11 protein-coding genes are annotated in these 14,974 nt (G+C 42.0%); 2 read left to right on the top strand and 9 right to left on the bottom strand.

The window, feature by feature from the left end:
- Positions 1–168: 168 nt before the first annotated feature.
- From M1F26_RS07465 to hutI, 5 genes are all read right to left on the bottom strand, one after another.
- A complete protein-coding gene (locus M1F26_RS07465) occupies positions 169–1,560 on the bottom strand; it encodes an amino acid permease (RefSeq protein WP_036957973.1) in 1,392 nt (463 codons plus the stop codon).
- A gap of 89 nt (positions 1,561–1,649) precedes the next feature.
- On the bottom strand, positions 1,650–3,182 hold the full coding sequence (gene hutH, locus M1F26_RS07460) for a histidine ammonia-lyase (RefSeq protein WP_140172344.1): 1,533 nt from the start codon (positions 3,180–3,182) through the stop codon (positions 1,650–1,652).
- Positions 3,183–3,194: 12 nt separating this feature from the next.
- On the bottom strand, positions 3,195–4,874 hold the full coding sequence (gene hutU / locus M1F26_RS07455) for a urocanate hydratase (RefSeq protein WP_140172343.1): 1,680 nt from the start codon (positions 4,872–4,874) through the stop codon (positions 3,195–3,197).
- Between the two features lie 322 nt (positions 4,875–5,196).
- Entirely contained in the window at positions 5,197–5,934 is a 738-nt protein-coding gene (hutC, locus tag M1F26_RS07450) for a histidine utilization repressor (RefSeq protein ID WP_036957971.1), read from the bottom strand.
- Positions 5,935–6,204: 270 nt separating this feature from the next.
- Positions 6,205–7,443 (bottom strand): imidazolonepropionase, encoded by a 1,239-nt coding sequence (gene hutI, locus M1F26_RS07445; protein ID WP_140172342.1) that lies wholly within the window; start codon positions 7,441–7,443, stop codon positions 6,205–6,207.
- Between the two features lie 239 nt (positions 7,444–7,682).
- Here hutI and smrB point away from each other — a divergent pair, with 239 nt between their 5' ends.
- Positions 7,683–8,225, top strand: a complete 543-nt coding sequence (gene smrB, locus M1F26_RS07440) for an endonuclease SmrB (protein WP_004257192.1) — start codon at positions 7,683–7,685, stop codon at positions 8,223–8,225.
- Positions 8,226–8,244: 19 nt separating this feature from the next.
- Here smrB and sixA read toward each other — a convergent pair whose 3' ends face one another.
- The 4 genes from sixA to M1F26_RS07420 form a co-directional block, all read right to left on the bottom strand.
- Complete coding sequence (gene sixA / locus M1F26_RS07435) at positions 8,245–8,727, bottom strand: phosphohistidine phosphatase SixA (RefSeq protein WP_004257190.1); 483 nt, start codon at positions 8,725–8,727, stop codon at positions 8,245–8,247.
- Positions 8,728–9,071: 344 nt separating this feature from the next.
- Complete coding sequence (gene fadJ, locus M1F26_RS07430) at positions 9,072–11,294, bottom strand: fatty acid oxidation complex subunit alpha FadJ (RefSeq protein ID WP_140172341.1); 2,223 nt, start codon at positions 11,292–11,294, stop codon at positions 9,072–9,074.
- Complete coding sequence (fadI, locus tag M1F26_RS07425) at positions 11,294–12,613, bottom strand: acetyl-CoA C-acyltransferase FadI (protein ID WP_140172340.1); 1,320 nt, start codon at positions 12,611–12,613, stop codon at positions 11,294–11,296. Before fadI ends, fadJ begins: the two co-directional genes overlap by 1 nt.
- A gap of 272 nt (positions 12,614–12,885) precedes the next feature.
- Positions 12,886–13,182 (bottom strand): YfcZ/YiiS family protein, encoded by a 297-nt coding sequence (locus tag M1F26_RS07420; RefSeq protein ID WP_004257173.1) that lies wholly within the window; start codon positions 13,180–13,182, stop codon positions 12,886–12,888.
- Between the two features lie 353 nt (positions 13,183–13,535).
- Here M1F26_RS07420 and fadL point away from each other — a divergent pair, with 353 nt between their 5' ends.
- On the top strand, positions 13,536–14,840 hold the full coding sequence (gene fadL, locus M1F26_RS07415; RefSeq protein ID WP_140172339.1) for a long-chain fatty acid transporter FadL: 1,305 nt from the start codon (positions 13,536–13,538) through the stop codon (positions 14,838–14,840).
- Positions 14,841–14,974: the final 134 nt, after the last annotated feature.

The raw sequence follows: 14,974 nt of genomic DNA, 5'->3' as shown, positions 1-14,974 counted from the left end.
ACTAAAGTTTGCCACGAAGTGAAAGACAAATCAGCAGATTAATATAATAAAATTTGCCCAAAAAGTCTGGTTATCGCGCTTATTAATGAATGCGGTGATGTAAAAACGCCCTTTATTTTAGCTAAAGGGCGTGAGAAAAATAACAAGCTCAGTAAGAAAGTAACAATATTAGCTTTCGTTTTGCAGCACGACTTCCGCCTCTTTCGTAGGTTTTTTGACCCAAAGTGCATAGGCGATAGCCAGTAATACTAACCAAACAATTCCGACATAGAGTGCAATTCGTGTTGATTCAAAATACCCCAGTACACCAAAAACAAATACCATAAATGCGATGGCTAAAATAGGAGCAACAGGCCACATAGGTACAGGAAATTTTAATTGGCTAATTTCTTCTGGCGACATTTTTTTACGCATTGCAAACTGTGACAATAAAATCATCAACCATACCCAAATGGTGGCAAATGTTGCAATTGACGCAATCACTACAAACACATCATCAGGAATGACATAATTCAATACCACTCCGACTAACAGCACCGCAACCATGACTAATACCGTCATCCAAGGCACACCATTTTTTGTCAGCTTGGTAAAGGCTTTTGGCGCTTGTCCTTCATGTGCCATGCCATACATCATACGCCCAGCACCAAAGATATCGCTGTTAATTGCCGAAATTGCCGCCGTGATCACAACAATATTTAAGATATTCGCTGCAGATTGAATACCTAAACTATCGAAAATTTGCACAAACGGGCTACCTTGCTGCCCAATTTGGTTCCACGGGTAAATGCACATTAAGACAAATAAGGTCAGGACATAAAACAGTAAGATGCGAATTGGCACGGCATTAATCGCTCTTGGGATAGTGGTTTCCGGGTTTTTCGCTTCACTCGCGGTAATACCAATAACTTCAATTCCCCCAAACGCAAACATCACCACGGCAAAGGAAGCAATCACCCCACCAATACCATTTGGCATAAACCCATCGTGAATAAATAAGTTTGATACCCCAACCGCATGGTCTGCCGCTTGGCCAAAGCCAAACATCATAATGGCTGCACCACCAACAATCATTGCAATAATCGCAATAACTTTAATGATTGAAAGCCAAAACTCCATTTCGCCGAAAGTTTTCACGTGGCATAGGTTTATTGCACCAATAAAGAAAATAATGCTCAACACCCAGATCCACTGCGCAACCTCCGGAAACCACAGTTTCATATAAACACCAAATGCTGTCACGTCCGCCAAGCAAACAATAAGCATTTCAAAAACATAGGTCCAACCCGCAAAAAAACCGGCTCTCGGCCCTAAATAATGACTAGCATACTGTGAGAACGACCCAGCAAGTGGCCGATGGACCGCCATTTCACCCAACGCTCTCATAACCATAAACACTGCGGCACCGCCGATAATATAGGCGAGTAATACCGCGGGACCAGCGGTTTCTATTGCTTTCGCTGAACCATAAAACAAACCTGTACCAATCGCAGAACCTAAAGCCATAAATCGAATGTGGCGCGCAGAAAGCCCTCGCGCAAGTTGTGATGTGCTTTGCATGATTTATCCTTCGTATTATTTTATTGTCGTGCAGATAAATACTTCAGGCGGCCAGTACATTGCCGGCCACCTTTTATTTGCTTGATAGACTAGTTAGGGAAAACAGTGCCGTCCTTAAAAAGCGCGGACAGTTTATATTGGTTAATTAAATTAATTGCCGCTTCAATATCAGGGGCAAAATAACGGTCTTTATCATAGTAAGCCACTTGGTCACGTAATGTTTTACGTGCTTTCTCCAAGGTTTCACTCGATTTCAAACCTTCGCGGAAATCCATTCCCTGACACGCTGAAAGCCATTCAATGGCTAAAATACCCGTGACATTCTTTGCCATTTCCCATAAACGACGACCCGCCGCAGGCGCCATCGATACGTGGTCTTCTTGGTTGGCTGATGTCGGCAGGCTATCAACACTCGAAGGATGGGCTAATGCTTTGTTTTCACTGGCTAATGCAGCCGCAGTGACTTGAGCTATCATAAAACCTGAGTTAACCCCCCCATTATTCACTAAGAAAGGAGGCAACTGTGACATGTGAGTATCCATCAATAATGCAATACGGCGTTCAGATAACGCACCGATTTCCGCTAACGCAAGCGCAATATTATCGGCTGCCATAGCAACAGGCTCTGCATGGAAGTTACCACCCGAAATAATATCGCCATTATCGGTAAAGACTAGCGGGTTATCCGACACGGCATTTGATTCAATTAAAATCACTTCAGCGGCTTGGCGAATTTGGGTTAAACAAGCCCCCATCACTTGTGGCTGACAACGTAGTGAATAAGGGTCTTGCACTTTCACGCAGTTCTCATGGGACTTCGCCAACTCACTGGTCGGTGATAAAACATCACGGAACATCGCCGCAACATCAATTTGCCCTTTTTGCCCTCGAACCTCTTGCACGCGTGCATCGAACGGTTTACGAGAGCCCAGTGTAGCTTCAACACTAAGCGCACCACAAACAATGCCAGATAACAGCAATTTTTCTGCTTCAAATAACCCTTTCAACGCAAAAGCCGTGGAGGTTTGCGTGCCGTTTAATAGGGCTAAACCTTCTTTAGCTTCCAATTTTAGTGGCGCTAACCCTGCTTTTTCTAACGCTTTTTTCGCTGAAATCCATTTGCCTTCATAGCGTGCTTTCCCTTCCCCTAACAGAATTAGACTCATATGTGCTAATGGCGCTAAGTCGCCAGAAGCCCCCACAGAGCCCTTCGCAGGAATAAATGGATAAACTTGCGCATTCACTAATGCAATCAAGGCATTAATGACTTCAAGACGAATACCCGAGAAACCACGAGCTAAACTATTAATTTTGAGCACCATGATTAAACGCACGAGGTCGTCATCTAACGGCTCGCCAACACCCGCAGCGTGAGACATCACGATAGAGCGTTGTAATGATTGCAGATCTTTAGTCGCAATGCGAGTATTGGCAAGTAAACCAAACCCCGTATTGATACCGTAAGCGGTTCTATCTTCTTCAATAATTTTATTGACCGTCGCCACACTTTTCTCAATAGCCGTGTGAGCGCGTTTATCCAATACCACTGTTACTGCTTGTTGGAAAACAATGCGGAGGTCTTCGAGTGTCATTTTTCCTGGGTGAATAGTTAACTTAGTCATTAATGGCACTCCTTAACGTGTTTTAATCATTGGTAAATTAAGATTTTTTTCTTGCGCACAAGCAATAGCAATATCATAGCCAGCATCAGCATGGCGCATGACACCAGTTGCCGGGTCATTGTGCAATACTCGAGCAATACGCTCTGCAGCTTCATCCGTTCCATCACACACAATCACTACCCCTGAGTGCTGAGAGAAGCCCATGCCTACGCCACCACCGTGATGTAAAGACACCCACGTCGCACCACTGGCTGTATTTAATAACGCATTGAGTAACGGCCAGTCTGAAACAGCATCAGAGCCATCTTTCATGGATTCTGTTTCTCGATTTGGGCTTGCTACTGAACCTGAGTCTAGGTGGTCACGGCCGATAACAATTGGAGCCGAAACCTCGCCGCTTCTGACCATCTCATTGAATGCTAAACCTAATTTAGCGCGATCCCCAAGCCCGACCCAACAGATACGCGCTGGCAAACCTTGAAAGCTGATACGTTCACGCGCCATATCCAACCAGCGGTGCAAGTGCTTATCATCCGGTAAAAGTTCTTTCACTTTCGCATCGGTTTTATAGATATCTTCAGGATCCCCTGATAACGCAACCCAGCGGAATGGACCAACACCGCGGCAAAATAGTGGGCGAATATAAGCAGGCACAAAACCAGGGAAATCAAACGCATTCTCTACGCCCATTTCCAACGCCATTTGGCGAATATTGTTCCCATAATCAAACGTAGGAATGCCTTGTTGTTTGAACGCTAACATGGCTTTAACATGCTCAGCCATAGATTTTTTCGCTGCCAACGCGGTGGCTTGGGGCTCTTGAACACTGCGTTCACGGTACTCTTCCCAGCTCATCCCAATTGGCAAATAACCATTTAGCGGGTCATGAGCACTTGTCTGATCGGTCACCATATCCGGTTTTACACCACGTTTGACAAGCTCAGGAAGAATTTCAGCGGCATTGGCACACAGTGCAATAGAAATGGCTTTTCCTTCCGATGTGTATTTTTTAAGACGCGCTAACGCATCATCAAGATCGGTCGCTTGTTCATCCACATAATGGGTTCTTAAGCGGAAGTCGATGCGGCTTTGTTGACATTCAATATTCAAAGAACACGCACCCGCCAGTGTCGCAGCAAGAGGTTGCGCCCCTCCCATACCACCCAAACCTGCGGTAAGTACCCAGCGCCCGGTTAAATCACCGTTAAAGTGCTGACGAGCGGCTTCAACAAAGGTTTCATAGGTTCCTTGCACAATGCCTTGGCTGCCGATGTAAATCCAGCTACCTGCCGTCATTTGCCCATACATGGCGAGGCCTTTCGCATCCAACTCATTAAAATGTTCCCAGTTTGCCCAATGTGGCACTATATTTGAGTTGGCGATTAAAACACGCGGAGCATTTTCATGGGTTTTAAAAACACCGACAGGCTTACCTGACTGTACCAACAGTGTTTCATCGCTCTCGAGCTGTTTCAGGGACTCAACAATTTGGTCATAACATTGCCAATTCCGTGCCGCACGCCCAATGCCACCATAGACCACTAATTCATGAGGGTTTTCTGCAACATCCGGGTCAAGGTTATTCATTAACATACGTAATGGGGCTTCAGTGAGCCAACTTTTGGCACTTAATGTGCTCCCCCGCGGCGCCCTAATTTCGATATTTCGATATTTATTATTCAGTCCTGTCACTTGTATACCCTCTTTTATCTGTCCATTAACGACCTTTTACTGTTCTTATAGATATAGTTGTATATACATGTACGATCAATTAATCTTTTAACATAAAGATTAAAAAAATATGATATAAAAATATTTTTAGTCAAATAAAACAATGGAATAAATAAATCACCTGATATTTTGCTGTATTTTCTTTATTCTAAATCTGCATACTAGATCACATTTGATTTACAATAAATTCACACAAAATAGGTAAAGAAGGCATGCACTCGATACGATAAGCGGAAAATATGTTGTATATCATTCCGCCCATACTTTTACGTGGAGAAATAACTTATGACGTGAAACTACCTTTAAGCTTATAGCGGTGACCAGGAAACAATAGTTTGGTACTTGTCACCGTGAAAGACTGGGACCAAGTACGCCTTGTAATTAACAAACAAGATGCGCCTGTGGTAATTTGCAATAACCTCGCTGAGCGCTCATCTGCCTCTACGGCCTCAACAATATGCTCCCCTTGTGTTAAAGGAGCGACTTGAGACAAATAATCATGCGGTGTAATCGATGAAAAATTTTGCTTTAAATAGTCAGGTGCTGCTAAGGCATTGACATATCTGTCTTCAATTTGTACAGGGACATCATTTTCTAAATGAACAATAATAGAATGAAACACGGCGCTATCTGGGCTGATATTTAATTCATTTGCGAGCGCTGGAGACGCTTGTATTTCTTCGAGCTTAATGATCCTGCAACTGTATTTATGGTTTCTTGCCAGTATTTCGGCTTCAATACTGTGTATTTCAAATAGTGCGGATTGCCCCTTTGGCTCAGCCACAAACGTTCCCACACCTTGCAAGCGAACCAATAACCCTTCAGCCGTTAATTCACGTAGTGCTCGGTTAGCGGTCATCCGGCTACATTGAAACTGTGTCACGAGCTCAGACTCAGATGGAATACGGTCATTTGCCTTCCACTCTGCCGTATGGATCTTTTCAATTATCGATTGTTTTACTTGCAAATAGAGTGGGAGCGGTGCCCCCTGTTTATCCTTTTTATCGGCTGTCACAGTCATTTCCAATTTAATGATTAAAATCTTAAGTATTAATATGCTATTCATTGCATAGCATACAACACGACCTTAGTGCTATCGGACATTTTTTATCCTGACAGTCGCGAATAAAAACATCATGCTTAATTATTAAGCACTCACATAATTAAACGATGTAATTTTAATAAAAACAAACAAAAAACAGAAAATATTTAGGGTAAATTGCGGCAAACAACATCATTTACCGCTATTAATTATTGTTATTTTCGTAGCTAGAACTGCGGGTCACATATATCACCCGTTTCGATGGGTAATTTTGCCTCCATGCACTCTGATGAACAATGGATTACTCCCTTGTTCATAAATCATTTCAACAGGCTCTTGCGCATTCCACACAACAAAATCAGCAACAAAGCCCGTTTTCAATTGCCCATGGCTATTTTCACGGCCTAACGCCTTTGCAGCGTTACGTGTCACGCCTGCCCATATCTCCTCCGGTGTCAGCTTAAATAGGACGGCCGCCATATTCATAATAATACGTAATGAGGCAAAAGGACTGGTGCCCGGATTAAAATCCGTTGAAACTGCCATAGGAACATTGTGTTCCCGCAACAGCTCAATTGGCGGTAACTTGGTTTCCCGTAAAAAATAAAATGCCCCCGGTAATAAAACTGCAACCGTTCTACTCGCTTTAAGTGCTTTAATCCCTTCTAGGTCTAGATATTCAATATGGTCAACTGACAAACCTTTGTAACGAGCAACCAACTCGCTCCCACCTAAGTTTGATAACTGCTCCACATGCCCTTTCACTGGGATCCCTAATTTCTGAGCCGCTGAAAATAATTTTTCACTTTGATAAAGGGAAAACCCCACACTTTCACAGAAAACATCTACCGCCTCAAACAGGCCTTTTTCCCATAATTCAGGCATGATTTTTTGGCAAATCAAATCAATGTATTCATCAGGTCTATCTTTATATTCAACGGGGACAGTGTGAGCGGAAAGCAGGGTTGAACTGACTGAAATAGGATATTGTGCAGATAACTGTTTCGCGACTTGTAATTGTTTTTCTTCATTTTCATAGTCAAGCCCATAACCTGATTTCATTTCAATACTTGTCACGCCTTCTCGAATTAATGCTTCGAGCCTTGGTTTAGCTCGTTCAAACAATTCGTTCTCGCTCATCTTACGAGTTTCACGCACAGTAGAATTAATTCCACCACCTTGAGAACTAATGGTTTCATAAGAAACTCCATTCATTCGCTGTTCCCATTCAGAAGCACGGTCACCACCAAAAACTAAATGTGTATGGCAATCAATTAATCCTGGGGTTATTAATTTACCTTTGACATCAATAACCTGGCAATCATTTAGTTCGACTTCCTGAGTAGGAACTATTGCAACTATTTTATTATCACGGACTACTAAATCATGGTGTTCAACAAGTCCATAAGGGACCGATAGTTCTGGGTCCATAGTGGCAATACGGCCATTACGCCAAACGATATCTTGAGAGTGTGTTTTGAATACCATCGTTTTTCCTATTGTTATTGAATTCATTGTTATTGAATTCAGTTTTAATCATTGTATTAATAAATAGTATAGATATGTATATACAATTAGACTAGCAAGTCCCCTTTTGTCAATGCTTACCTGCAAAAAGGTTATAAATATGTTACTTCACGCGAACAATCTACGATTATCACCATTCATTAAAAATGAGTTACACTAGCAACCAGAAAAATTAATCACAAAAATACATTACTAAAATTATGAAGAAAAAATTTGGTCTAGAAGATGAAGACATTCGTCTTTTCAAAGAAGCCATTAATGGAGCAAAAAAAATCCGTCAGGACCAAGTCCTGCACGCACCTGTACGTGCCAAAGTGACACAAGCATCAAATAAAAAAGTCATGCAAGAACAGGTTGACGCCTCTTTTTATTTTTCAGATGAATTCCAGCCTCAACTTGAAAATGAAGGGCCTACACGTTATTTAAGGCCAGAAGCCAACCCTTATGAATTAAAGAAACTTCGTCGGGGTGACTACGTTCCCGAGCTATTTTTAGATTTACATGGCTTAACACAAATGGAAGCAAAACAAGAAATTGGCGCGCTTATTGCGGCCTGTAAGCGTGAAAATGTCTATTGTGCCTGCATTATGCACGGCCATGGCAAGCATGTTTTAAAGCAGCAAACACCACTATGGCTTGCCCAACATCCTGATATTATTGCTTTTCACCAAGCACCTAAAGAATGGGGTGGTAATGCTGCCTTATTACTACTTATTGAAACTGCAGAGAGCGCTCGCCGTTAAGCGCTCATACTGTTCTGTATTATTTAGCAAACAGCAATTGTGATGGGCTCAACATCCATTCGAAATGACTTTTCTGATGAGCCACATCAATATCTACGCATGCAACTGTTGATGTGGTGAACATAGGTGGTTCTTTATGTGGGCACAGCTCCGATACTAAATAACCAACCAGCGGTAAATGAGATACAACTAATATCGCATTTGCACCTAGCACAGCAAGGTCTCGAATATGATCAGCCACAAATTCAGCATTCCCTCCAGGTGTTAATTGCCCTAAAATTTCCGACTTTGCTGGCAAATCAAGGTATTGACTCACAACCTGCCTAGTTTGTTCGGCTCTTAAATAAGGGCTTACTAACACCGAATCAATCTTAATACCTTGGTTCTGTAACCATTGAGCCATTAATACTGAGTCGTCTTTTCCCTTTTGAGTCAATGGGCGCTCAGCATCGCTAGGCGCTTGTATCGCTGCATCACCGTGACGCATAATGTAAACTTGCATAATCCACCATCTGAGTAACCTACCTTATTAAGGTGGTTATTCTTTTGTTGTTAAGATAATTGTTGTAAAAGTAACCATCAGTTGGGGTGAAATGTGATTCTGCATGAAATGACCAACAAAGAAAATGATTTGGGTAGATTTTTATGTATGTTTCTTTAGCTGGCTATGTTGTGGGCTAAAGTTTGCTATTTATTATCAATCAGTTAAAGATAATATAATTATTTATTCTAATCATGCGAACTTTACTTAAAAAAGCCTGATAACCAAAAATATGTTTGGTATCAGGCATTGATTGGTTTTATTAAAAAAGCAACAAACAGCTAATAGGCTAGCTTACCGCGCCATTATTGTTCATTACTTGGTTTTATTACATCAACCCCACCTTCTACATTGGTAGAAAAAAAGGTTCGATTATTCTCTGCCATGTTACATAGCAATTCACAAGGCTGGAATTTATCACCATATTTCACGGCGAGGTTATTCAGAGTTTCCACCGTTTTTGCAATCCCTAGGCTATCCATATACCTAAACGGACCACCAAAGAAGGGCGGGAAACCGATACCAAATACCGCTCCCACATCCCCATCACGCGCACTTTTAATGATGTTTTCATCAAGGCAGCGGGCAGCTTCGTTAAGCATCATCATGACACAGCGCTGTGCAATATCCGCTTTAGTCAATGTATTGTTGGGAACTACGCCAATCAGTGAATAAATGGTTTTATCGACTTGACGTTTACTGGCTTTTTTCCAAAACCACAACTTATTGGTGTGATGACCATATTCATAAAAACCTTTGCCGTTTTTCTTACCTTTACGGCCATCTTTAACGACTTTGTCGAGGATATCAGGGGCTTTGAAACGCTCACCAAAACGTTCAACTAAAATCGGTAAAATTTTTGTTCCTACATCAATGCCCACTTCATCCAACAAATTAAATGGCCCAACAGGGAAGCCAAATTCAATTAAAGCACGATCAATGTGTTCTATTGATTCACCTTCAACAAGGCATTGAGCAGCTTCACACAAGAAAGGCGCTAAAATGCGATTTACATAAAAACCGGCATCATCCCCTACGACAATGGCTGTTTTACCTTGACGTTTTGCTAAAGCAACAACGGTTGCAATCGTTGTTTCGTCTGTTTGTTGGTGAGGGATGACTTCAACCAACGGCATTTTATCGACGGGACTAAAATAGTGTAAGCCAATCACTTTTTCGGGATGAATCGCTTTCTGTGCAATTTGGTGAATAGGTAAAGATGATGTATTAGAAGCAAAAATGGCTTGTTGTTTCGACATCTGTTCAACTTCAGCAACCATTTTTTGTTTTAGAGCCAAATCTTCAAACACGGCTTCAATAACAATATCTGCGTTTTCAAGCCCTTGATAACTCAATGTGCCTGATACCTTAGCCATAATAGCGGCACGTTCTCGGGCTAATAACCGCCGCTTGATAACTCGCTGAGTCAGTAGATCCCAGCTATAACGCAAAGCTTGGGTGACACCTTTATCTGAAATATCTTTAATACGAACCGGCAATTTACCTTGAAAAGCGGTGACATAAGCAATTCCGCCCCCCATCAACCCGCCACCAAGCACACCAACTTGATTAATCTTCAAGGGTGTTGCTTGTGCCCCCGTTTCATTTTTTAACGCAGTAACCGCAAAAAATAAATTACGTAATGCAGCAGACTCTGGTGTCATCACAAGCTCACCAAAGGCTTTCGCTTCTTCTGCATAACCGGCTTGCAACCCTTCATTCATTCCTGTTTTCACAACATGAATAATTTTTTCAGGGGCTGGGTAATGGCCTTTGGTTTTGCTGAGTGCTTTTTGTTTGGCGCTATCGAACACTTTATTGCGAAGTAATTTGCTGCTTAATAAGCGCTGTTGCCAATGAATAGCAGGACGCTGAACGCCCCCTTTTTTCACCATTTTAACTGCAACGTCGAGTAAAATAGACTCAGGAACCACATCATCAACCAACCCTAATTTCAGCGCCTGTTTAGCTTTTAGCTGGCGGCCTGTCAGCATTAAATCCAATGCATGCGGAATACCAATCAACCGAGGTAAACGCTGAGTTCCCCCGGAGCCAGGTAATAGCCCCAATTGTACTTCAGGCAAGCCTAATTTCGTTTTATCATCATTGGAGCAAACCCGCGCATGACATGCCAAAGCAAGCTCTAGCCCACCACCTAAACACGCACCATGTATCGCAGCAATAATAGGCAATGGGTAGTTATCGATTTTATCAAACAGTACATGACCTGCTTTTGACAATTCACTGGCTTGGGACTTATTTTCACAGCCTGCTATCATGCTAATGTCCGCACCAGCAATAAAATTATCTTTTTTTCCTGAGGTAATAACTAACCCTTTCAGGCCAGAGGTAGACTGCGCTTGTTGTAAAATCGCAAGGAATTGCTCCGCAAACTCAGCTTTTAATGTATTGACTTTTTCATTGGGAACATCAATGAAGATCACCCCCACGTTTTCGCCATAAATATCTAAGCTAAAAGCTTGTTGTATTGTTTCTCTCGCAACTTCTGTAGCAGAATTTTGAGCCATTATTCCACCTCTAAGATCATTGCTGCACCTAAACCACCCGCAGCACAAGCTGTTGTTAAACCAAAACCACCACCCCGTCTGCGCAATTCATTTAGGGTTTGAGTCACCATTCGTGCGCCTGTGGCTGCAAATGGGTGCCCATACGCGATAGAACCACCTAAGACGTTAAATTTAGCCATATCCACTTCGCCAATTGCGTTATCCATTCCCAGTTTCTCCTGAGCGAATTTACGGCTACCAAACATGTGTAAATTAGCGAGCGTTTGCGCAGCAAAGGCCTCATGCATATCAATCAGGGATAAGTCTTGCAACGATAGCCCTGCACGTTTTAATGCAAGTGGTGTGGCATAAGAAGGCCCTAATAGCATATCTTCCCATACGTCTATCGCTGAAAACGCATAGCTTCGAATGTAGCCTAACGGTGTATAACCCAACGATTTCGCACGAGATTCTGTCATCATCAACACTGCTGCGGCGCCATCGGTCAGCGGAGTACTGTTTGCGGCGGTAACACTACCGTGTTTACGGTCAAAGGCAGGTTTTAATTTCGCATAAGATGATAATACTGAGTTTGTTCGTACATTGTTATCTTGGGAAAATTCTTGCTTAAAGGGAGGCATATACGCAGTCATAACTTCATTATTTAAAGCACCATTTTCCCACGCTTTTGTCGCTAATATATGCGAACGATGAGCAAGCTCATCTTGCTGGGCTCGGCTAATTTGATAACTTTTCGCCATTTGCTCCGCGGTATCTCCCATACGCAGCCCTGTAGAATATTCCGCAACACCGGGTGCAACTGGCGCTAAATCCTTCAAACGTAATTTCGCTAACAATGATAATTTTTGCCCAACAGACTTTGCTTTGCTTAATGCTAATAACGTCTCGGCCAATTTTTTTGATACGCCAATAGGAAGCACAGAAGATGAATCGGCCCCGCCAGCAATACCGATAGAAATATCACCTACCATCATACTTTGAGCAACGTTAACAATTGCTTGAAAACTTGTCGCACAGGCTCTTGATACACTATAGGCATCTGTTGAGACACTCATACCTGTTCCAAGAACAATTTCCCGCGCAATATTCGGCGCTTCAGGCATTTGTACTACTTGCCCAAATACCAGTTGCTCAATAAGGTTTTTGTCTAAATCACTGCGGGCTAATAATTCAGCAACGACTGCTTTACCTAAATCGACGGCTGGAATTCCTGCATATGCCGTAGATTGCTTTGCAAAAGGCAAGCGTAGACCACTGACAATGGCGATCCTTTCTTTTGTTTTATCTGTATTTTCACCATGGTGGAGATATTGATTCATGGTCGCTCCTGCTAAAAGCAAAAATGAAAATTATAGTTAACTAACTCACTAAGCGGACAAAGAGGTCTGACCTGTAATGATTGTTAACATAAAATTCACAATTATCAATGGGTATTAATAAAAAATGCGAGCAGGTACGCAACTTAGAGTAAAAACTCAGCGATTTGCAATAGAAGAAAGTGAAAGTATAAAGGAAGCCTTTTACCACTGAACGTTAATCACACCATCGTTTTAGTGATAAAAGGCAAATTAGAGTAAATTCAATCGTTTGATTAACGAAGGCCTAATTGAAAAATCAGGCTTTCAGCTTCACAGCTAAAACTAAACTCAGCCGTCAGCTCAACTCCACCCTCTACAGACTTGATAGAATGGGTTATTACACAAGGGTCTGACTCAACAGATTTTGCTTTCTCTGTGAGTGTTTTCAACATGGTTTCTGCTTCACCTTGTGTAGCAAAAACATGCTGATACGAAGCAGTACAGTCTTTATTATCCAATACTGTTCCCACATCTACACAGCAGCAGGCTGCGGTTTCATCCGCGCTACAACGGTTAATCGCATCAGTCATCTTACTCTCCAAATAAACAAACTGTTAAGCTGCTATCATAACGCTGAAAAAGTGCTAAAAACTAGTGTGTATCAAAATATATCGCTAATAATTAAACATAAGTTTGATCTTACCCCGTATTCGTATACTTATTGCTCCCAATTCGTCAGTTTATGTTGCCATTTTGTTAAATATGTCGCATTTTTGAAAACAAAGTCACAATAACTGCAAAACAAGCTTGCAACATATCAGGTGGTCAGACCTATACTCTAGTAACTGGTCTGATTTGTCATAGCGGCAAGGGACCCTACAATTCTGCGCTTCTTGCGATAGAAGTCGCTTTATTCAAAATAAAACATAAGAGGGTTTTGGTCATGAGCCAGAAAAACCTGTTCTCTAGATCAGCTTTAGCAATAGCAGTGGCAATTGTATCATCCAACGCAGGCGCGGCTGGTTTTTTGCTTAATGAATATTCTACATCCGCACTGGGACGCGCGTTTTCGGGGGCTGGTGCGATGGGCGACAACGCAAGTGAGGGAAGCCGAAACCCTGCTGCCATGATGTTGTTTGATCGCCCTTCTCTTTCTATTGGTGCTGTTTATATTGACCCAAGTGTTGATATTAAAGGGCGTGATAACGATATGTTTACTTCGAACAATATCGCACCAAATGCTCTTGTTCCTAACGCTCACTTTATCTTTCCTGTCAATGATAAATGGGCGGTTGGCACATCAATGACTACCAACTTTGGTTTAGCCACCGATTTCCCTAAAGATTATGCCGCAGGTTCAGTTGGTGGTAAAACCGACTTAAAAACCGTTAACCTAAATTTAAGTGGTGCCTATCGTTTAAATAACCATTTTAGTTTTGGTGTAGGTGCTAACGCAGTTTATGCGGATGCTGAAATAACTCGTCATGCGGGAGTGCTATCTCTACAACCACCTGTCTCAAGCCTACCCGGTATTGGCCCAAGCTCAACCATGGCAAAGCTAAAAGGTGATGACTGGGGCTATGGTTGGAATGCGGGTCTGTTGTATGAGATCAATGAAGACAACCGTTTAAGCTTAACTTACCGTTCTAAAGTTAAAGTTAAATTTGAAAATGGTAAGTACTCAAATGACCTACCAAATATGCCCCTTCCAAATGGTCTTGTAGGGACTGGTGGTGAAAAAATCAAGGGAACTTTAGACCTTAACTTACCTGATATCTGGGAATTCTCTGGTTACCATAAAGTCGCACCTAAGTGGGCACTGCATTATAGCGTTGCTTACACGGGCTGGAGTGAGTTTAAAGAATTAACCGCTTATCGTAAGAGCGATGGCCAAGAACTATTCCATAAACCAGAAAACTTTGATGATGCATGGCGTCTCGCTATCGGTACCACTTATTTCTATGATGATAATTGGACTTTCCGTACAGGTATTGCCTATGATGAAAGCCCTGTACCAGCTAAATATCGTTCAATTTCTATTCCTGACCAAGACCGTTACTGGTTAAGCGCAGGAACCACTTATGCATTTAATGAAAACGCTTCTGTTGATGTGGGTATTTCTTATATGCATGGCAAAAAAGTCAATATAAATGAAAGACTTGTAGAAAAAGACCCTAGAACTATGACGAGTTTCAAATCTGAAGGTTCTGCTTGGTTATACGGCGTAAACTTCAACTATACATTCTAATTAATTGAATTTTTAAATATCAGGGAGCTCCCTCCCTGATATTATTTTCAACTTCAACTATCTCATCCCACTAATTTTCAAAACTTAACATAAATTTTCTTGACCCTAACCCACATCATATGTAAATTAAATGT

It is taken from the genome of Providencia sp. PROV048, from assembly GCF_033688165.1.
Classification (GTDB): domain Bacteria; phylum Pseudomonadota; class Gammaproteobacteria; order Enterobacterales; family Enterobacteriaceae; genus Providencia; species Providencia hangzhouensis.
Note: the sequence above shows the minus strand (reverse complement) of the source record. Positions and strands in the feature narration are given on the sequence as shown.